Raw genomic sequence first — 18,784 nt, forward strand, 5'->3', positions numbered from 1 at the left:
CTTACAGACCGGGTGGTGAATTGCTGACGCCGGAATCACGAACCGGCGTCGGTTATTTCCGTTTTGTTTATAGGATTAGTGCACCAGCATGCCGGTGAACCAGTAGGCCTGGGCCAGAGTGATCAGGCCGACAATCGTGGCAAAGAATAGGCTGTGCTTGAGGGTGAAGCGGAACAGATCCGATTCCTTGCCGACCAGGCCGGTCGCGGCGCAGGCCACGGCGATCGATTGTGGCGAGATCATCTTGCCGGTCACACCGCCACTGGTGTTGGCCGCCACCAGCAAGGTGTCGTTGACGCCGATCTGGTGTGCGGTGGTCGCCTGTAGCGAACTGAACAGCGCGTTGGACGAAGTATCGGAACCGGTGAGGAACACGCCCAGCCAGCCGAGGAACGGCGAGAAGAACGGGAAGGCTGCGCCGGTCGCGGCCAATACCAGCGCCATGGTCGAAGACATCCCGGAGTAGTTGGTGACGAAGGCGAACGCCAGCACCATGCCGATCGACAGAATCGGCCAGCGCAGTTCGTAAAAGGTCTCTTTCAAAGTGGTCAGACCAGTTTTGAAGTTGATCTTTAGTACCAGCATCGAGATCAGCGCCGAGAAGAAAATCGCCGTGCCGGTCGCCGAGATCGGGTCGAGTTTGAATACGGCCGGGATGGCGGTCGGGGTAGCGACGATCGGGGCAGTCTTGATCACCAGTTGATCAAGGTGCGGGATGGCAAAGTTGAACACCCAGGCGTACATCGAACCGCCGGCGGCGAACATGGCTTTGAAGGGTTTTAGCGTCCAGATGGTTACCAGCACGGTGAGAATCAGGAACGGCGACCAGGCGATGAAAATTTCCCAGAGGCTGTAAGGCGACGCCACGGTGCTGCGTTTCTGGCCGAAACCGCCGGCGCTGGCGGTTACCACCGAGGCTGACACGGCGCCGGCGATGTGCTGACCGGCGGCGCGTTTTGGCTGCCAGACTTTGAGGAACAGGGTCAGGGAAATCAGGCTGGCCAGGGCCGAGGTGATGTCCGGCAGCTCCGGGCCGATGAAGTTCGAAGTGAAGTACTGGGTCACGGCGAAACTCAGGCCTGCGACCAGCGCTGCCGGCCAGGTTTCACGCACGCCACGCAGGCCGTCCATCATGAACACCAGCCAGAACGGCACGAACAGCGACAGCAGCGGTAGCTGGCGACCGGTCATGGCGCCGATCTTGAACGCGTCGATGCCAGTGACCTGGCCGGCCACGATGATCGGAATCCCAAGGGCGCCGAAGGCGACCGGCGCGGTGTTGGCAATCAGGCACAGGCCGGCGGCGTACAGCGGATTGAACCCGAGGCCGACCAGCAGCGCGGCGGTAATGGCCACTGGCGCGCCGAAACCGGCGGCACCTTCGAGGAACGCCCCGAAGCAGAAACCGATCAGCAGCACCTGCAGACGCTGGTCGTCGGTGATCGACAGCACCGAACTGCGAATGACCTCGAACTGACCACTCTTGACCGTCAGTTTGTAGAGGAACACCGCCGCGACGATGATCCAGGCAATCGGCCACAGACCATAGGCAAAGCCGTATCCGGCAGCGGCGAAAGCCATGTCGACCGGCATGTGGAAGGCGAAAATCGCCACGGCAATCGACAGGGCGAGCGTGATGCTGCCGGCTACATGACCCTTGAGGCGGAACACCGCCAGAGCCAGGAAGAAGAAAACGATGGGTATGACGGCCGCGAGTGCGGAGACGCCGAGACTGCCGAGCGGGGTATAGAGCTGTTGCCAGGTTTGCATATGGGGTGGCCCCTAATTGTTGTTGGTCAGGCACTGTCAGCGTTCTTGGTTAATTGGTAATACCAATTTACAATCGCTGTTGGCTAGGGTAAAAGCCTTGATATCGGTGTGTCAATTTGTCGCCCTGAAACTTTTGTCGAATAAGCGGTGCAGAAGGCATCTGATCCGGTCGGGCAAATGTGCTCTGACAGGTGTCGGCGGGGCGCCGATAGGCCAGAATAGAGAGCCCGGCGAGCGGTCGGGATCGTGGAGAAATGAGTTATGGGGTTTGATCAGATTCGTCAGCGCCGTTTGTCTGACGATATTGTCGAGCGCCTCGAGGGGATGATCCTCGAGGGCACGCTGAAGTCCGGCGAGCGGCTTCCGGCTGAGCGCACCTTGGCCGAGCAGTTCGGCGTGTCGCGTCCGTCATTGCGCGAAGCGATTCAGAAACTGGCGGCCAAGGGCTTGCTGGTCAGTCGCCAGGGCGGCGGCAATTACGTGGTGGAAACCCTCGGATCGACCTTCAGCGATCCCCTGCTATTGCTGCTGGAGAGCAACCCCGAAGCGCAGCGCGACTTGCTGGAGTTTCGGCATACTCTGGAGGCATCGTGTGCCTATTACGCAGCATTGCGCGCTACGGATGTGGATCGTGAGCGCCTGACCGCAGCGTTCAACGAGCTGCAGGATTGCTACACCCGGCATGACGAAGTGAGCCGGGTGGAAGAGGGCGCGGCGGATGCGAAGTTTCATCTGGCGATTGCCGAAGCCAGCCACAACGCGGTGCTGCTGCACACCATTCGCGGGCTTTTCGATTTGCTCAAGCGCAACGTGGTGACCAACATCGGCGGTATGTACAAACAACGCACGGAAACCCGCGACATGCTGATCTCTCAGCACCGGGAGCTGTATCTGGCGATTATCGAAGGGCGTGCGGAGCAGGCGCGGGAGGTTTCCAGTCGGCACATTCTGTATGTGCAGGAAGTGCTGGAAGAGGTGCGGCAGGAAGTTCAGCGCATGGCTCGGGCGGAGCGGCGCAAGGGAATGTAGCTTTTAGAAGCAAAAAGATCGCAGCCTTCGGCAGCTCCTACACAGGAATGTGTCTTTCCCTGTAGGAGCTGCCGCAGGCTGCGATCTTTTAAAGCAGGAAAATTATTCTTCCTTGCCCTTGTTGCGCACAGCGCGCTGCAGCTCTCGACCGGCGTCGCGTTCGCGCTCGGTGTCACGCTTGTCGTATTCCTTCTTGCCCTTGCCCAGAGCGATCTCGCACTTGACCATGTGCTTGCTCCAGTAGAAGGACAGGCACACGCAGGCGTAGCCTTTCTGTTGCACGGCAGCGGCGAGTTTTTCCAGCTCGCGCTTGTTCAGCAGCAGTTTGCGGGTGCGGGTCGGATCGGCGATGACGTGGGTGCTGGCGGTCATCAACGGCGTGATGTGACTGCCGAGAAGCCAGGCTTCGCCGTCCTTGAGCAGCACGTAACTGTCGACCAGTTGCAGCTTGCTTGCCCGCAGACTTTTTACTTCCCAGCCGGCCAGGACCAGACCAGCCTCGAAACGATGTTCGATGAAGTAATCGTGTCGCGCCTTTTTGTTCTGCGCGATGGTCCCTGTTGGGTGTTTCTTCTGTTTAGCCATAGGGGCGGCATTATATGGAGATAAATGATCCTCGGCTACGGTGATGCTGCGTGCTTGAGCAGGTTGAGTGAATCCCGGACAATGCGGCCTCTTTTTCTAACGCTTGGGCGTGATATTCAATGTCGACAGACAAGGTTTCTGTCCACGGCAGTTGGGCTAGCCGCTGGGTTTTCATATTCGCCGCGACCGGTTCGGCCGTGGGACTGGGCAGCATCTGGAAATTCCCCTACATGGTCGGGGTCTACGGCGGCGGCGCCTTCGTGCTGATGTTTCTGGCCTGCATCGCCCTGATCGGGATCCCGGTCATGCTGGCTGAAACCCTGATCGGCCGCCGCGCACGGCAGAGTCCGGCGAACGCCCTGAAGGTGCTGGCGCTGGAAGCCGGGCATTCGGGCAAGTGGTCGTGGGGCGCGTTTGCCGGGATGATCACGGCGCTGCTGATCTTGTCTTTCTATAGTGTGGTCGGCGGCTGGTCGCTGGATTACATCATCGACATGGGGCGCGGCGACTTCCAGGGCGCTACGGCGGAGCAGGTCGGCGCTTATTTCGGCAATGTCATCTCCGATCCCTGGCGCCTGACACTTTGGCACACAGTTTTCATGCTGTTGTCGGCCGTAGTGATCGCCAAAGGCGTGGTTGCCGGGCTGGAGCGCAGCCTGCGGATCATGATGCCGCTGCTGTTCGTCATGGTGTTGGTATTGCTGGGTTACAGCATGACTACCGGGCATTTCATGGAAGGCGTGCATTTCATGTTCGACTTCCATCCGGAAAAAGTCCTCGACGGCTTGCTGCCCGCCATGGGGCACGCATTCTTTTCCCTGAGCGTGGGCGTCGGTTCGATCATGATCTACGGCGCGTACATGACCAAGGAAGCCTCGTTGTCCGGCACCGTGGTCGGTGTGGCACTGCTCGACACCTTCGTGTCGCTGGTGGCCGGTCTGGCATTGTTTCCGATTGTGTTTGCTGGCGGCTTGAACCCTAGCGAAGGCCCGGGCCTGATGTTCGTCAGTCTGCCATTTGCCTTCGGTAACGTGGTTTTCGGCCAGTTGATGGGCGTGGTGTTCTTTGTGCTGGTGGCGATTGCCGCCTGGAGCTCGGCGATTTCCTTGCTTGAACCGATGGTTGCCTATCTGGTTGAACGCACGAAAATCAGCCGTGGCTGGGTGACTTTCTGGCTGGCGTTCATCTGCTGGTTCGTCGGTCTGGGTACGGTTTTCTCTTTCAATATCTGGAAGGAAGCCAAATTTTTCGTGAACGAAGGCGGGCTGTTCCATCTCTACCAATGGGGTGCGGCGGGCGGTCTGGACTTCTTCGGCGTGATCGATTTCTTCACCTCGCGGATCATGTTGCCGCTCGGTGGCCTGTGCTTCGTGCTGTTTGCCGGTTGGGTGATGGGGCGTGATGCGGTGCGGGAGGAGTTGTCGATTCGTAACCCGGCGCTGTTTGCCCTGTCCTTGTTCTTGATGCGCTACGTGGCGCCTATCGGCATTCTTGTAGTGTTTGCCGCTCAGCTCTGGAAGTAACGCTTACATGACGACACATATTCAACGTTCGGCGTTGCTGCCCTACCCGGCGCAATTCCTCTACGACCTGGTCAACGACGTCGCGCGTTACCCGGAATTCTTGCCATGGTGCTCGTCCGCCGAAGTGCTGGAAAGCTCGCCCGAGCACATGCGCGCCAGCGTTGGCGTGGCCAAGGGCGGTCTCAGTCAGCACTTCGTCACGCGCAATACACTGGTGCCGGGGCAATCGATCGAGATGAACCTGGAAGAAGGCCCGTTCAACCAGCTGCATGGTGTCTGGGTCTTCAAGGCATTGAACGAGAAGGCCTGCAAGATCAGTCTTGACCTGTCTTTTGACTACGCCGGCCCGCTGGTGCGCGCGACGCTCGGCCCGCTATTCAATCAGGCGGCGAATACGTTGGTGGATGCGTTCTGTCAGCGTGCCAAGCAGATGCATGGTTGATCCGGTGATCGAGATTGAAGTGGTGTATGCCGCCGTGGATCGTCAGCTTCTGCGCACTTTGCGCGTCCCGGAAGGGACGACAGTGCGAGAGGCGGTGCTCAAGTCAGGTATTGGCGATGAATTCCCGGAACTGGATCTGAGTGATTGTCCGCTGGGGATCTTCGGCAAGGTGGTGGCTGATCCACGGGCTCGCTTGATTCAGGCGGGGGAGCGCATCGAGATCTACCGGCCGTTGCTGGCGGATCCGAAAGAAGTTCGACGCCTGCGGGCGGCCAAGGCTGCCGAGGCGAAAGCGCGAAATCAGTAGTCTGCCCAGATCGCAGGCAATAAAAAACCCGGAAAATCCGGGTTTTTTATTGCCTCGCGCATTACTGCGGGGAGGTGTCCAGCGGCTCAGGCGTCGGAACCGGAACGGTTTCAACACCGTCCACGTCCTTCTGGATCGAATCCAGCAGGGAACCTGGTTTGGCGGGTTGTTCCGGCTTCGGCTTCTCGGCGTTTTCGGCAGGGGCGGTCACGCTGGTGCCACTGTCCTTGCCGAGAATGGCTTCGTCACGGCTCACGCCCGGCATGAAGTCACCGGACAGGCTGACAAGCTGGTCGTTGGAGTTGAAGTTGACACTCACGCGCTCCTGCTGGCGTTCACCGCCACCAGGTTGCAGGCTGTACAGATAATCCCAGCGATCGGCATGGAACGTGTCGGTCAGCAGAGGGTTGCCCATGATAAACCGTACTTGCCGACGGGTCATTCCCGGGCGTAACTGGTCTATCATGTCCTGCGTGACGACATTGCCCTGCTGGATGTCGATTTTGTAAACCCCGGGGAATGAACAACCGGCGAGTGCGAGCAGTCCCACAAAGGTGAAACTGGTTAGCAAGAGCTTGGTGTTTTGCATCGGTGGGCGACTTCCACTATCTTGGCTGGGACAACGTAAACGCCGATCATACCCGCATTAAGAGAAGCTGCGAAGCAGCATCGCGAGAAAGCTGACCATGGTTGAAAATAGCGAACTACGCAAAGCCGGCCTCAAAGTGACCCTGCCACGGGTCAAGATCCTGCAAATGCTCGACTCTACCGAGCAGCGTCACATGAGTGCCGAAGACGTCTACAAGGCGTTGATGGAAGCGGGCGAGGACGTCGGTCTGGCCACGGTTTACCGTGTTCTGACCCAGTTCGAAGCCGCTGGCCTCGTGGTCCGTCATAACTTCGACGGTGGCCACGCGGTATTCGAATTGGCCGACGGTGGCCACCACGACCATATGGTCAACGTGGAAACCGGTGAAGTCGTCGAATTCGTCAGTCCGGAAATCGAAAAGCTCCAGAAGGCAATTGCCGAGGAGCACGGTGTTGATCTGGTAGATCACAATCTGGTGCTGTACGTACGCAAGAAAAAGTAAGCATGTCGCGCGAATTTCAGGTTCGCGAAACGAACGAAGGCGACCCAAGGGTCGCCTTCGTGCTTTCTGCTGCTTTTAAACTTTTGCGGTGACCACCATTTTTTTCGCGTGAGCCAAAGACTCTTTGGTCAGGTCGATGCCGCCCAGCATCCGCGCCACTTCTTCTATACGGTCGTTCTTGCTCAGCTTGGACACTGCGGTGTGAGTCGCTTGTTCGCCCCGTACCTTGTGCACGAATAAATGCTGATGACCCTGCGCCGCCACTTGCGGCAAGTGCGTCACGGTCAGTACCTGCCCACGATCGCCAAGACGTCGCAACAATTGGCCGACAATCTCCGCTGTCGGCCCGCCGATCCCCACGTCCACTTCGTCGAATACCAGGGTTGGTACCCGTGAAGTCTGCGCGGTAATCACCTGAATCGCCAGGCTGATCCGCGACAGCTCGCCACCGGAGGCCACTTTGGCCAGCGCTTTGAGCGGCTGGCCAGGGTTGGCGCTGACCAGCAGTTCGACTTGCTCCAGGCCGTTAGGCTGTAGTTCGTCGCTGGTGTTGGCGCGCAGCTCGATGGTGAAGCGTCCGCCCGGCATGCCCAGACGCTGGATCTCTTGCTCCACGGCGCTGGCGAGGCTGCTGGCGGCCTGATGGCGCAAGTCGCTCAGCTCCCGGGCCTTCTCTTGATAATGGCGGGCATAAGAGGCCAGTTCATCACCCAGGCGTTCGATGGATTCGTCGTTGGCATTCAATGTCTCGATTTCATCGAGCAATTTCTGCTGCATCTCGGCGACTTCGGTTGGCTGGATCCGGTGCTTGCGCGCCAAGGTGTAAATCGCGTCGAGGCGTTCTTCCAGATATTGCAGGCGCGCCGGATCGGCATCGAAGTTGTCGAGGAAGCGATTGAGCTCGCCCACGGCTTCTTCGACCTGGATCTGCGCGCTGGTCAGCAAGCTGCTGGCTTCGCCCAGTGCGCCCACCGAGTTGTTCACGCTCGACAGGCGGTTGAGGCTGGCGGTCAGTGCATTCAGTACGTTGCCGGAATCGCTTTCGCTGCACTGCTCGACCACCTGTCGGCAAATGCCAAGCAGGGTTTCGGCGTTGGTCAGGTTCTTGTGTTCCTGCTCTAGCTGTTCCAGCTCGTTTTCGCCGAGGCCGAGGTTCTCCAGTTCTTCGAGCTGGTAGCTGAGCAATTGGTGGCGCGCGCGTTGCTCGTCACCCGAGTTGGAGAGGCGCTCCAGTTCCTGGCGGGTCTGGCGCCAGCGCTGCGCGGCGAGTTGCACCTGACGGGCCAGATCAGTAGCGCCGGCATATTCGTCGAGCAGGCGCCGGTGAGTGTCGGTTTTCAGCAGGGACTGGTGTTCGTGCTGGCTGTGGATATCGATCAGCAGTTCGCCGAGGGCCTTGAGATCACCGAGCGGGCAAGGTGTGCCATTGATATAGCCGCGCGAACGGCCTTCGGCGGTGATCACCCGGCGCAGGATGCACGGGCCGTCGTTTTCGAGGTCGCGCTCGGCCAGCCAGGCATGAGCTTCGGGAATGTCGACCAGGTCGAAAGTGGCCAGAATGTCGGCCTTGTCGGCGCCCGGGCGAACCACGCCGCTGTCGGCGCGGTCGCCAAGGGTCAGGCCCAGGGCGTCGAGCATGATCGACTTGCCGGCGCCGGTTTCCCCTGTGATCACGCTCATCCCGCGATCAAGTTCGAGATCGAGATGTTCAACGATGGCGTAGTTATGTACGGACAGGTGCACCAGCATAAAGGCCGCTCCCAGGCTTTAGGTCTGGTTATTTATACAGTGTTTTGTTTCAGGCTGACAATGCCCTCGCTTAGCTCGATTTGCTTGATCCGATCAAATGCTTAGTCCGAGCAGGAATGACAATGCAGCACTTTTTTGTAGGGTTAATCATTGCAGGCCCTTGAAGCCTGATTTTGCGGCCCCATATATCGGGGCAGAAGCGCGAGTACAGCTCGCGGACGTAATTGAAAGGAGAATTCTATGGCTGACGAACAGACAGTAGATACGCAAAATCCAGAAGCCAATCAGGCGCCCGAAACTTCGGGTGACGACCTGGCGACCCGTGTACAAGTGCTCGAAGAGCAGTTGGCCGCCGCGCAGGATCAGTCGCTGCGCGTAGCTGCCGATCTGCAGAACGTCCGCCGTCGTGCCGAGCAGGATGTCGAGAAGGCGCACAAGTTTGCGCTGGAAAAATTCGCCGGTGACTTGCTGCCGATCGTCGACAGCCTGGAGCGCGGCCTCGAGTTGTCGAGCCCGGACGACGAAAGCATCCGTCCGATGCGCGAAGGCATCGAGCTGACCCTGAAAATGTTCCACGACACCCTCAAGCGTTATCAGCTTGAAGCGATCGATCCGCATGGCGAACCGTTCAACGCCGTTCATCATCAGGCGATGGCCATGCAGGAAAGCGCCGACGTCGAACCGAACAGCGTTCTGAAGGTGTTCCAGAAGGGCTACCAGCTCAACGGTCGCCTGTTGCGTCCGGCCATGGTTGTGGTCAGCAAGGCGCCGGCGCCAATTTCGCCTTCGATTGACGAGAAGGCTTGAAATTAGCCGCAAGGCCCCCATTTAGAAGTCAAGCGTTTAAGTATTACCGCAGTTAGCCACCACTGCTGCGGCAACAAAATCCAAAGTTTCGGGAGAGTGAACATGGGCAAAATTATCGGTATCGACCTGGGGACTACCAACTCCTGCGTCTCCGTGCTGGAAAACGGCGTAGCCAAAGTTATCGAAAACGCCGAAGGCGCGCGTACCACGCCGTCGATCATCGCTTACGCCAACGATGGTGAAATCCTCGTTGGTCAGTCGGCCAAGCGTCAGGCAGTGACCAACCCGCACAACACCCTGTACGCGGTGAAGCGTCTGATCGGTCGCAAGTTCGACGAAGAAGTCGTACAGAAAGACATCAAGATGGTCCCGTACAAAATCGCCAAGGCTGACAACGGCGACGCCTGGGTTGAAGTGAACGGCCAGAAAATGGCGCCGCCACAAATCTCGGCTGAAATCCTGAAGAAGATGAAGAAGACCGCCGAAGACTACCTCGGCGAGCCTGTGACCGAAGCGGTGATCACCGTTCCGGCCTACTTCAACGACAGCCAGCGTCAGGCGACCAAAGACGCCGGCCGCATCGCCGGTCTGGACGTTAAACGTATCATCAACGAACCAACCGCGGCTGCTCTGGCTTACGGTATGGACAAGGCCAAGGGCGATCACACCGTGATCGTTTATGACCTGGGTGGCGGTACTTTCGACGTTTCCGTGATCGAGATCGCTGAAGTTGACGGCGAGCACCAGTTTGAAGTGTTGGCCACCAACGGTGACACCTTCCTCGGCGGTGAAGACTTCGACATTCGTCTGATCGACTACCTCGTTGACGAATTCAAGAAAGAAAGCGGCATGAACCTCAAAGGTGACCCGCTGGCCATGCAGCGCCTGAAAGAAGCCGCTGAGAAAGCCAAGATCGAGCTGTCGTCCGCGCAGTCGACCGACGTCAACCTGCCGTACATCACTGCAGACGCCACCGGTCCTAAGCACCTGAACGTGAAGATTTCGCGTGCCAAGCTCGAAGCACTGGTTGAAGACCTGGTTCAGCGCACCATCGAACCTTGCCGCATCGCCATGAAAGACGCCGGTATCGACGTTGGCGCGATCAACGACGTGATTCTGGTCGGCGGTCAGACCCGTATGCCGCTGGTACAGAAGCTGGTGACCGATTTCTTCGGTAAAGAAGCACGTAAAGACGTGAACCCGGACGAAGCGGTTGCCATGGGTGCTGCGATTCAGGGCGCCGTTCTGGCCGGTGACGTGAAAGACGTTCTGCTGCTCGACGTCAGCCCGCTGACCCTGGGTATCGAAACCATGGGGGGCGTGATGACCGCGCTGATCGAGAAAAACACCACGATTCCTACCAAGAAATCGCAAGTGTTCTCGACTGCCGACGACAACCAGGGCGCCGTGACCATTCACGTCCTGCAAGGTGAGCGTAAGCAAGCTGCGCAGAACAAGTCGCTGGGCAAATTCGACCTGGCCGACATACCACCAGCTCCACGTGGCGTGCCGCAGATCGAAGTGACCTTCGACATCGACGCAAACGGCATCCTGCACGTTGGCGCGAAAGACAAGGCGACCGGTAAAGAGCAGAAGATCACCATCAAGGCCAACTCCGGTCTGTCGGATGAAGAAATTCAGAAGATGGTTCGCGACGCCGAGCTGAACGCCGAGGAAGACCGCAAGTTCGCTGAACTGGCTGAATCCCGTAACAAGGGTGATGCACTGGTTCACTCGACTCGCAAAATGGTCACCGAAGCGGGCGACAAGGTCAGCGCTGAAGAGAAGACCGCGATCGAAGCTGCCGTGGTTGCACTGGAAGCCGCTGTGAAAGGCGACGACAAGGCTGCCATCGAAGCGAAGATCGAAGAGCTGTCGAAAGTCTCGGCTCCGGTTGCCCAGAAGATGTACGCCGAACAGGCTCAGCCTGCTGAAGGCGCGGCACCGCACGACGAGAAAGCTGAAAAGGCTGACGATGTTGTCGATGCCGAGTTCGAAGAAGTCAAAGACCACAAGTAAGTTGTTGGTCGGCCGGTTGACTGCCTTGCGGCGGTGACTGGTAGGATGTCGCCGCGCGGGAGCTTGCTCCCGCGTTGGCGTATCTGGAATACGTGAATTTTTACAGCATGCGACAAGCCTTGCGTGCTGTTGGTATGGACGGGAATGCTCCTGCTTTTCGTGCCGCAAGTACCACAAGAAACAAAGACCAGGATCGTTGAATTGACGTGAGTTGGGTCCGGGCCTGTATTGGGGCTCAACGAGTTTGGCCATCCTCAGGAGGGGTTTGCCGAACGTCCTCAAGAGTGCAAAGACTTATGGCAAAGCGTGACTATTACGAAGTATTGGGTGTAGAGCGTGGTTCAAGCGATGCAGACCTGAAAAAGGCCTATCGTCGCCTGGCGATGAAGCACCACCCGGACCGTAATCCCGATGACAAAGCGTCGGAAGAACTGTTCAAAGAGGCCAACGAGGCCTACGAAGTATTGTCCGATTCGAGCAAGCGCGCGGCCTACGACCAGTACGGTCATGCTGGCGTCGATCCAAGCATGGGTGGCGGTGGTGCCGGTTTCGGCGGGCAGAATTTCTCTGACATCTTTGGTGATGTTTTCAGTGACTTCTTCGGTGGCGGTCGCGGCGGTTCCCGTGGCGGCGCCCAGCGCGGTAGCGATTTGCGCTACACCCTGGAGCTGAATCTGGAAGAAGCGGTACGCGGCACTACCGTGAATATCCGCGTTCCGACGCTGGTCAATTGCAAGCCATGCGATGGTTCCGGCGCGAAGAAAGGCTCGTCGCCATCGACCTGTCCGACCTGCGGCGGCATCGGTCAGGTGCGCATGCAGCAGGGCTTCTTCTCGGTGCAGCAGACCTGCCCGCGCTGCCATGGCCAGGGCAAGATCATTTCCGATCCGTGCGATTCCTGCCACGGCGACGGTCGCGTCGAAGAGTACAAAACACTGTCGGTCAAAGTGCCGGCGGGTGTTGATACCGGCGACCGCATTCGTCTGTCCGGCGAAGGCGAGGCAGGCACCCAGGGCGGCCCGACTGGCGACCTGTACGTGGTGATCAACGTGCGCGAGCACGACATCTTCCAGCGCGATGGCAAACACCTGTTCTGCGAAGTGCCGATCAGCTTTGTTGATGCGGCGCTCGGCGGCGAACTGGAAATCCCGACCCTCGACGGTCGCGTCAAACTGAAAATCCCTGAAGGTACACAGACCGGCAAGCAGTTCCGCGTGCGTGGCAAAGGCGTGGCGCCGGTGCGGGGCGGTGGTGCGGGCGACTTGATGTGTCGCGTAGCGGTCGAGACCCCGGTCAATCTGAATCGTCGTCAGCGCGAATTGCTCGAAGAATTCCGCAGCTCGCTGGCGGATGACAACAGTCACTCGCCAAAAACCACCGGTTGGTTCGATGGCGTGAAGCGCTTCTTCGGCGATCTGTAAGGAGTCGGCATGCGACGTATAGCTGTGATGGGCGCCGCCGGGCGCATGGGCAAGATTCTGGTCGAGGCCGTGCAACAGCGCGCGCCGCTGACCGGCCTGACCGCGGCGATCGTTCGTCCCGGCAGTACGCTGATCGGGGTGGATGCCGGTGAGCTGGCTTCGCTGGGTCGCATCGGTGTGCCGTTGTCCGGCAATCTCGAATCGGTGGCTGAAGAGTTCGATGTGCTGATCGACTTCACCCTGCCGGAAGTGATGTTGAAAAACCTCGCGTTCTGTCGCAAGGCCGGAAAGGCCATGGTCATCGGCACCACCGGGCTCGACGCTGCGCAGAAGCAACTGCTGGCCGAGGCGGGCAAGGATATTCCGATCGTGTTTGCGGCCAACTTCAGCGTCGGGGTCAACCTGTCGCTGAAGCTGCTCGAAATGACCGCTCGGGTGTTGGGCGACGATGCCGACATCGAAATCATCGAAGCGCATCACCGGCACAAGATTGACGCGCCTTCGGGCACGGCGCTGCGCATGGGTGAAGTGATTGCCGGTGCGCTGGATCGTGATCTGCAGAAAGTCGCGGTCTATGGTCGTGAAGGTCACACCGGTGCGCGCGAGCGGGAAACCATTGGTTTCGCCACCGTTCGCGGTGGTGATGTGGTCGGCGATCACACCGTGCTGTTTGCCTGCGAAGGCGAGCGCCTGGAGATTACGCACAAGGCTTCCAGTCGCATGACCTTCGCCAAGGGTGCGGTGCGTGCGGCGTTGTGGCTGGATGGCCGCGAGCCGGGTCTGTACGACATGCAGGACGTGCTCGACCTGCATTGATTGACGGTTTTACCCAGCGCAGACGCCCGGTTTGCGCTGGTTTTCTGCATCGCGCGACGCCCTGTCGCATTCTCCGGCCTTTTAGGCTCTTTAGCGGTGGACCAAAAAAGCCTTTTTCTGTAAGCTACAGCTTTAGTGTGTCCACTAAAAGCGCGCAGAATAATTCAGTGAAGAAGCGGGGTGACGTGTCCATACGTCACTCCGCTTTTTTACAACCTGCGATTGCCCTTTCATGCTTTATTTACGGGAGGTCTTCTTGACTAAGCCAGCCATACTCGCCCTTGCTGATGGCAGCATTTTTCGCGGCGAAGCCATTGGAGCCGACGGTCAAACCGTTGGTGAGGTGGTGTTCAACACCGCAATGACCGGCTATCAGGAAATCCTTACCGATCCTTCCTACGCCCAACAGATCGTTACCCTGACTTACCCGCACATCGGCAACACTGGCACCACGCCGGAAGATGCCGAGTCCGACCGCGTATGGTCCGCTGGTCTGGTTATCCGTGACCTGCCGCTGGTAGCGAGCAACTGGCGTAACACGATGTCCCTGTCCGACTACCTGAAAGCCAACAACGTTGTGGCAATCGCCGGTATCGACACCCGCCGCCTGACCCGCATCCTGCGTGAAAAAGGCGCACAGAACGGCTGCATCATGGCCGGCGACAACATCTCCGAAGAAGCTGCAATTGCCGCCGCGCAGGGTTTCCCGGGCCTGAAGGGCATGGATCTGGCGAAAGTCGTCAGCACCAAGGAAAAGTACGAATGGCGCTCCACTGTCTGGGATCTGAAGACCGACAGCCACGCGACCATCGAGGCGTCCGAGCTGCCGTACCACGTGGTTGCCTACGACTATGGCGTCAAACTGAACATCCTGCGCATGCTGGTCGAGCGCGGCTGCCGCGTGACCGTGGTGCCGGCGCAAACCCCGGCAGCCGACGTGCTGGCACTCAAGCCGGACGGCGTGTTCCTGTCCAACGGCCCTGGTGATCCGGAGCCATGCGACTACGCGATCAAGGCGATCAAGGAAGTGCTGGAAACCGAAATTCCGGTCTTCGGTATCTGCCTCGGTCACCAGCTGCTGGCTCTGGCCTCCGGCGCCAAGACCCTGAAAATGGGCCATGGCCACCACGGTGCCAACCACCCGGTACAGGATCTGGACACTGGCGTCGTGATGATCACCAGCCAGAACCACGGTTTCGCGGTTGACGAAGCGACCCTGCCGGCCAACGTGCGTGCGATCCACAAATCGCTGTTCGACGGCACCCTGCAAGGCATCGAGCGCACTGACAAGAGCGCGTTCAGCTTCCAGGGCCACCCTGAAGCGAGCCCGGGCCCGAACGATGTGGCGCCCCTGTTCGACCGCTTCATCAACGAGATGGCCAAGCGACGCTAAGCGTTCGCCTTGAGACTGTAGCGAGAAGCCCTCGAGGGCGGCCCCGACCCCGGTGGCGCCCCTCAGGGCTTCAGAAATCGATCAAGACGGCTTGCCGACTGACCTGCGGATTTGAGTGACAAACCCATGCCAAAACGTACAGACATTAAAAGCATCCTGATTCTCGGCGCTGGCCCGATCGTTATCGGCCAGGCCTGCGAATTCGACTACTCCGGCGCCCAGGCCTGCAAAGCCCTGCGCGAAGAGGGTTACCGCGTCATCCTGGTGAACTCCAACCCGGCCACCATCATGACCGACCCGGACATGGCCGACGCCACGTACATCGAGCCGATCAAGTGGCAGACCGTGGCCAAGATCATCGAAAAAGAGCGCCCGGACGCGGTGCTGCCAACCATGGGCGGCCAGACTGCACTGAACTGCGCCCTGGATCTGGAGCGCGAAGGCGTTCTGGAAAAGTTCGGCGTGGAAATGATCGGTGCCAACGCCGACACCATCGACAAGGCTGAAGACCGTTCGCGTTTCGACAAGGCCATGAAATCCATCGGTCTGGAATGCCCGCGTTCCGGTATCGCCCACAGCATGGAAGAAGCCAACGCCGTCCTCGAGCGTCTGGGCTTCCCGTGCATCATCCGTCCGTCCTTCACCATGGGTGGCACCGGTGGCGGTATCGCCTACAACCGTGAAGAGTTCGAAGAAATCTGCGCCCGCGGTCTGGACCTGTCGCCGACCAAAGAGCTGCTGATCGACGAATCGCTGATCGGCTGGAAAGAATATGAAATGGAAGTTGTCCGCGACAAAAAGGACAACTGCATCATCGTCTGCTCGATCGAGAACTTCGACCCGATGGGCGTGCATACCGGTGACTCGATTACCGTTGCTCCGGCACAGACCCTGACCGACAAGGAATACCAGATCCTGCGTAACGCCTCGCTGGCGGTACTGCGCGAGATCGGCGTCGAGACCGGCGGCTCCAACGTGCAATTCGGTATCTGCCCGGACACTGGCCGCATGGTCGTGATCGAGATGAACCCGCGCGTATCGCGTTCCTCGGCACTGGCTTCGAAAGCCACCGGTTTCCCGATTGCCAAAGTCGCGGCTAAACTGGCTGTGGGCTACACCCTCGACGAACTGTCCAACGACATCACCGGCGGCAAGACCCCGGCGTCCTTCGAACCGTCGATCGACTACGTTGTGACCAAGCTGCCACGTTTCGCCTTCGAGAAATTCGCCAAGGCTGACGCGCGCCTGACCACGCAAATGAAGTCGGTCGGTGAAGTCATGGCCATCGGCCGCACCTTCCAGGAATCCCTGCAGAAAGCCCTGCGCGGTCTGGAAGTCGGTGTTTGCGGGCTGGACGAGAAGCTAGACCTGAGCAACCCGGAAAGCATGAGCATCCTCAAGCGCGAGCTGACCGTGCCGGGCGCCGAGCGTATCTGGTACGTAGCGGACGCATTCCGCGCCGGCATGACCGTCGAAGACATTTTCGGCATGAACATGATCGACCCGTGGTTCCTGGTGCAGATCGAAGATCTGATCAAGGAAGAAGAGAAGGTCAAGACCCTCGGTCTGTCCGCTATCGACCGCGACCTGATGTTCAAGCTCAAGCGCAAAGGCTTCTCCGATCAGCGTCTGGCCAAACTGCTGGGTGTGACCGAGAAGAACCTGCGTACGCACCGTCAAAAACTGGAAGTGTTCCCGGTCTACAAGCGCGTTGACACCTGTGCCGCCGAGTTCGCCACCGACACCGCTTACCTCTACTCGACGTACGAGGAAGAGTGCGAAGCCGCGCCGTCCGGTCGCGACAAGATCATGATTCTGGGTGGTGGTCCGAACCGTATCGGCCAGGGCATCGAGTTCGACTATTGCTGCGTACACGCCGCCCTCGCACTGCGCGAAGACGGCTATGAAACCATCATGGTCAACTGCAACCCGGAAACCGTTTCCACCGACTACGACACGTCCGACCGTCTGTACTTCGAGCCGGTAACCCTGGAAGACGTACTGGAAATCTGCCGCGTCGAGAAGCCGAAAGGCGTGATCGTCCAGTACGGCGGCCAGACGCCACTGAAGCTGGCGCGTGCCCTGGAAGCCGCTGGCGTGCCGATCATCGGTACCAGCCCTGACGCCATCGACCGTGCCGAAGACCGTGAGCGCTTCCAGCAAATGGTTGAGCGCCTGAACCTGCGTCAGCCGCCAAACGCCACCGTGCGCAGCGAAGACGAAGCCGTTCGCGCTGCCGCGAAAATCGGTTATCCGCTGGTGGTGCGCCCGTCCTACGTACTGGGCGGCCGCGCGATGGAAATCGTGTACAAGGAAGACGAGCTCAAGCGTTACCTGCGTGACGCGGTGCAAGTGTCCAACGACAGCCCGGTGCTGCTCGATCACTTCCTCAACTGCGCCATCGAGATGGACGTGGATGCGGTCTGCGACGGCAAAGACGTGGTGATCGGCGCGATCATGCAGCACATCGAACAGGCGGGCGTTCACTCCGGTGACTCCGCGTGCTCGCTGCCGCCTTACTCGCTGCCGGCGCACATTCAGGACGAGATGCGCGAACAGGTCAAGAAAATGGCCCTGGAACTGGGCGTTGTCGGCCTGATGAACGTGCAACTGGCGCTGCAGGGCGAAGACATCTACGTCATCGAAGTCAACCCGCGCGCTTCGCGTACCGTGCCGTTCGTGTCCAAGTGCATCGGTGTCTCCCTGGCAATGATCGCGGCTCGCGTCATGGCCGGTAAGACTCTGAAAGAAATCGGCTTCACCAAGGAAATCATCCCGAACTTCTACAGCGTGAAAGAGGCGGTGTTCCCGTTCGCCAAATTCCCTGGTGTTGACCCGATCCTCGGCCCAGAGATGAAGTCCACCGGTGAAGTGATGGGCGTCGGCGACACCTTCGGTGAAGCATTCGCCAAGGCCCAGATGGGCGCCAGCGAAGTGCTGCCGACCGGCGGTACCGCGTTCATCAGCGTGCGTGACGATGACAAGCCGCTGGTTGCAGGCGTGGCCCGTGATCTGATCAACTTGGGCTTCGAAGTGGTCGCCACTGCCGGTACTGCCAAGCTGATCGAAGCCGCAGGCCTGAAAGTGCGCCGCGTGAACAAGGTGACCGAGGGTCGTCCGCACGTGGTCGACATGATCAAGAATGACGAAGTCACCCTGATCATCAACACCACCGAAGGTCGTCAGTCGATCGCTGATTCCTACTCCATTCGTCGCAATGCCCTGCAGCACAAGATCTACTGCACCACCACCATTGCTGCGGGCGAGGCTATCTGTGAAGCGCTGAAGTTCGGTCCCGAGAAGACCGTACGCCGCTTGCAGGATCTACACGCAGGATTGAAGGCATGATCAAGTACCCAATGACCGTCCAGGGTGCAAAAGCCCTGGAAGAAGAACACGCTCACCTGACCAAGGTCGTTCGTCCGAAGCTCAGCCAGGACATCGGCACGGCTCGCGAGCTGGGTGATCTGAAGGAAAACGCCGAATACCATGCCGCCCGCGAACAGCAGGGCATGGTCGAGGCGCGGATCCGCGATATCGAAGGCCGGATCCAGAATCAGGTCATCATTGATGTCACGACCATTCCGCACACCGGCAAAGTGATCTTCGGTACCACCGTCGAAATCGCCAACGTCGAGACGGATGAAAGCGTCGCTTACCACATCGTGGGTGAGGATGAGGCTGACTTCAAACTCGGTAAGATTTCGGTCGGCTCGCCCTTGGCCCGTGCCTTGATCGGCAAGGAAGAGGGTGACGTGGTTGCCGTGAAAACGCCGAGTGGTGTTATCGAGTACGAGATTGTCGAAGTCCGTCACATCTGAAGGCAGGCGCC

General features: G+C 59.2%; 16 protein-coding genes. 12 read left to right on the forward strand and 4 right to left on the reverse strand.

Annotated elements, in window-relative coordinates:
• Positions 1-75: 75 nt before the first annotated feature.
• Positions 76-1,770, reverse strand: coding sequence for a lactate permease LctP family transporter (locus tag ACTJKS_RS22875; RefSeq protein ID WP_027610771.1), 1,695 nt, complete (start codon positions 1,768-1,770; stop codon positions 76-78).
• Between the two features lie 261 nt (positions 1,771-2,031).
• Between ACTJKS_RS22875 and ACTJKS_RS22880 the strand changes: the two genes are divergently transcribed.
• Positions 2,032-2,799 (forward strand): FCD domain-containing protein, encoded by a 768-nt coding sequence (locus tag ACTJKS_RS22880; protein ID WP_041066759.1) that lies wholly within the window; start codon positions 2,032-2,034, stop codon positions 2,797-2,799.
• A 102-nt stretch (positions 2,800-2,901) separates the two neighbouring features.
• Here ACTJKS_RS22880 and smpB read toward each other — a convergent pair whose 3' ends face one another.
• Positions 2,902-3,384, reverse strand: coding sequence for an SsrA-binding protein SmpB (gene smpB / locus ACTJKS_RS22885; RefSeq protein WP_003221505.1), 483 nt, complete (start codon positions 3,382-3,384; stop codon positions 2,902-2,904).
• A gap of 119 nt (positions 3,385-3,503) precedes the next feature.
• Here smpB and ACTJKS_RS22890 point away from each other — a divergent pair, with 119 nt between their 5' ends.
• Genes ACTJKS_RS22890 through ACTJKS_RS22900 form a run of 3 tightly spaced genes read left to right on the forward strand, consistent with a single transcriptional unit; the run spans position 3,504 to position 5,656 of the window.
• Positions 3,504-4,907, forward strand: coding sequence for a sodium-dependent transporter (locus ACTJKS_RS22890; protein WP_108181637.1), 1,404 nt, complete (start codon positions 3,504-3,506; stop codon positions 4,905-4,907).
• A gap of 7 nt (positions 4,908-4,914) precedes the next feature.
• Complete coding sequence (locus ACTJKS_RS22895; RefSeq protein WP_003221509.1) at positions 4,915-5,349, forward strand: type II toxin-antitoxin system RatA family toxin; 435 nt, start codon at positions 4,915-4,917, stop codon at positions 5,347-5,349.
• A complete protein-coding gene (locus tag ACTJKS_RS22900) occupies positions 5,342-5,656 on the forward strand; it encodes an RnfH family protein (protein WP_108181638.1) in 315 nt (104 codons plus the stop codon). The genes ACTJKS_RS22895 and ACTJKS_RS22900 overlap by 8 nt, the downstream gene beginning before the upstream one ends.
• Positions 5,657-5,717: 61 nt before the next feature.
• Here ACTJKS_RS22900 and ACTJKS_RS22905 read toward each other — a convergent pair whose 3' ends face one another.
• The gene (locus ACTJKS_RS22905; RefSeq protein WP_027610774.1) at positions 5,718-6,245 is read right to left on the reverse strand and encodes an outer membrane protein assembly factor BamE; all 528 of its coding nucleotides are present in this window, start codon (positions 6,243-6,245) and stop codon (positions 5,718-5,720) included.
• Positions 6,246-6,342: 97 nt separating this feature from the next.
• Between ACTJKS_RS22905 and fur the strand changes: the two genes are divergently transcribed.
• Complete coding sequence (gene fur / locus ACTJKS_RS22910) at positions 6,343-6,747, forward strand: ferric iron uptake transcriptional regulator (RefSeq protein ID WP_003221515.1); 405 nt, start codon at positions 6,343-6,345, stop codon at positions 6,745-6,747.
• A 75-nt stretch (positions 6,748-6,822) separates the two neighbouring features.
• Here the strand turns inward: fur and recN are convergent, their stop codons facing one another.
• Complete coding sequence (gene recN, locus ACTJKS_RS22915; protein WP_041066773.1) at positions 6,823-8,496, reverse strand: DNA repair protein RecN; 1,674 nt, start codon at positions 8,494-8,496, stop codon at positions 6,823-6,825.
• A 240-nt stretch (positions 8,497-8,736) separates the two neighbouring features.
• Between recN and grpE the strand changes: the two genes are divergently transcribed.
• The 7 genes from grpE to greA all read left to right on the forward strand — a co-directional run bounded on the left by grpE (position 8,737) and on the right by greA (position 18,773).
• Positions 8,737-9,303, forward strand: coding sequence for a nucleotide exchange factor GrpE (gene grpE, locus ACTJKS_RS22920; RefSeq protein ID WP_007961425.1), 567 nt, complete (start codon positions 8,737-8,739; stop codon positions 9,301-9,303).
• 102 nt (positions 9,304-9,405) lie between these two features.
• Entirely contained in the window at positions 9,406-11,322 is a 1,917-nt protein-coding gene (gene dnaK, locus ACTJKS_RS22925) for a molecular chaperone DnaK (protein WP_003221521.1), read from the forward strand.
• 296 nt (positions 11,323-11,618) lie between these two features.
• A complete protein-coding gene (gene dnaJ / locus ACTJKS_RS22930; protein ID WP_003221522.1) occupies positions 11,619-12,743 on the forward strand; it encodes a molecular chaperone DnaJ in 1,125 nt (374 codons plus the stop codon).
• Positions 12,744-12,752: 9 nt separating this feature from the next.
• Positions 12,753-13,559: a 4-hydroxy-tetrahydrodipicolinate reductase gene (gene dapB / locus ACTJKS_RS22935; RefSeq protein WP_108181640.1), complete on the forward strand. Its 807-nt coding sequence runs from the start codon at positions 12,753-12,755 to the stop codon at positions 13,557-13,559.
• Between the two features lie 256 nt (positions 13,560-13,815).
• Complete coding sequence (carA, locus tag ACTJKS_RS22940; RefSeq protein WP_027610776.1) at positions 13,816-14,952, forward strand: glutamine-hydrolyzing carbamoyl-phosphate synthase small subunit; 1,137 nt, start codon at positions 13,816-13,818, stop codon at positions 14,950-14,952.
• Between the two features lie 126 nt (positions 14,953-15,078).
• Positions 15,079-18,300, forward strand: coding sequence for a carbamoyl-phosphate synthase large subunit (gene carB / locus ACTJKS_RS22945; protein ID WP_047291165.1), 3,222 nt, complete (start codon positions 15,079-15,081; stop codon positions 18,298-18,300).
• A complete protein-coding gene (gene greA / locus ACTJKS_RS22950; RefSeq protein WP_041066788.1) occupies positions 18,297-18,773 on the forward strand; it encodes a transcription elongation factor GreA in 477 nt (158 codons plus the stop codon). Before carB ends, greA begins: the two co-directional genes overlap by 4 nt.
• Positions 18,774-18,784 lie beyond the last annotated feature (11 nt).

The organism is Pseudomonas sp. 22189 (genome assembly GCF_052045635.1).
Lineage (GTDB): Bacteria > Pseudomonadota > Gammaproteobacteria > Pseudomonadales > Pseudomonadaceae > Aquipseudomonas > Aquipseudomonas parakoreensis.

Coding starts and splice junctions, on each gene's coding strand:
- ACTJKS_RS22875 (WP_027610771.1), bottom strand. CDS start 1,770: ATGCAAACCTGGCAACAGCTCTATACCCCGCTCGGCAGTCTCGGCGTC.
- ACTJKS_RS22880 (WP_041066759.1), top strand. CDS start 2,032: ATGGGGTTTGATCAGATTCGTCAGCGCCGTTTGTCTGACGATATTGTC.
- smpB (WP_003221505.1), bottom strand. CDS start 3,384: ATGGCTAAACAGAAGAAACACCCAACAGGGACCATCGCGCAGAACAAA.
- ACTJKS_RS22890 (WP_108181637.1), top strand. CDS start 3,504: ATGTCGACAGACAAGGTTTCTGTCCACGGCAGTTGGGCTAGCCGCTGG.
- ACTJKS_RS22895 (WP_003221509.1), top strand. CDS start 4,915: ATGACGACACATATTCAACGTTCGGCGTTGCTGCCCTACCCGGCGCAA.
- ACTJKS_RS22900 (WP_108181638.1), top strand. CDS start 5,342: ATGGTTGATCCGGTGATCGAGATTGAAGTGGTGTATGCCGCCGTGGAT.
- ACTJKS_RS22905 (WP_027610774.1), bottom strand. CDS start 6,245: ATGCAAAACACCAAGCTCTTGCTAACCAGTTTCACCTTTGTGGGACTG.
- fur (WP_003221515.1), top strand. CDS start 6,343: ATGGTTGAAAATAGCGAACTACGCAAAGCCGGCCTCAAAGTGACCCTG.
- recN (WP_041066773.1), bottom strand. CDS start 8,496: ATGCTGGTGCACCTGTCCGTACATAACTACGCCATCGTTGAACATCTC.
- grpE (WP_007961425.1), top strand. CDS start 8,737: ATGGCTGACGAACAGACAGTAGATACGCAAAATCCAGAAGCCAATCAG.
- dnaK (WP_003221521.1), top strand. CDS start 9,406: ATGGGCAAAATTATCGGTATCGACCTGGGGACTACCAACTCCTGCGTC.
- dnaJ (WP_003221522.1), top strand. CDS start 11,619: ATGGCAAAGCGTGACTATTACGAAGTATTGGGTGTAGAGCGTGGTTCA.
- dapB (WP_108181640.1), top strand. CDS start 12,753: ATGCGACGTATAGCTGTGATGGGCGCCGCCGGGCGCATGGGCAAGATT.
- carB (WP_047291165.1), top strand. CDS start 15,079: ATGCCAAAACGTACAGACATTAAAAGCATCCTGATTCTCGGCGCTGGC.
- greA (WP_041066788.1), top strand. CDS start 18,297: ATGATCAAGTACCCAATGACCGTCCAGGGTGCAAAAGCCCTGGAAGAA.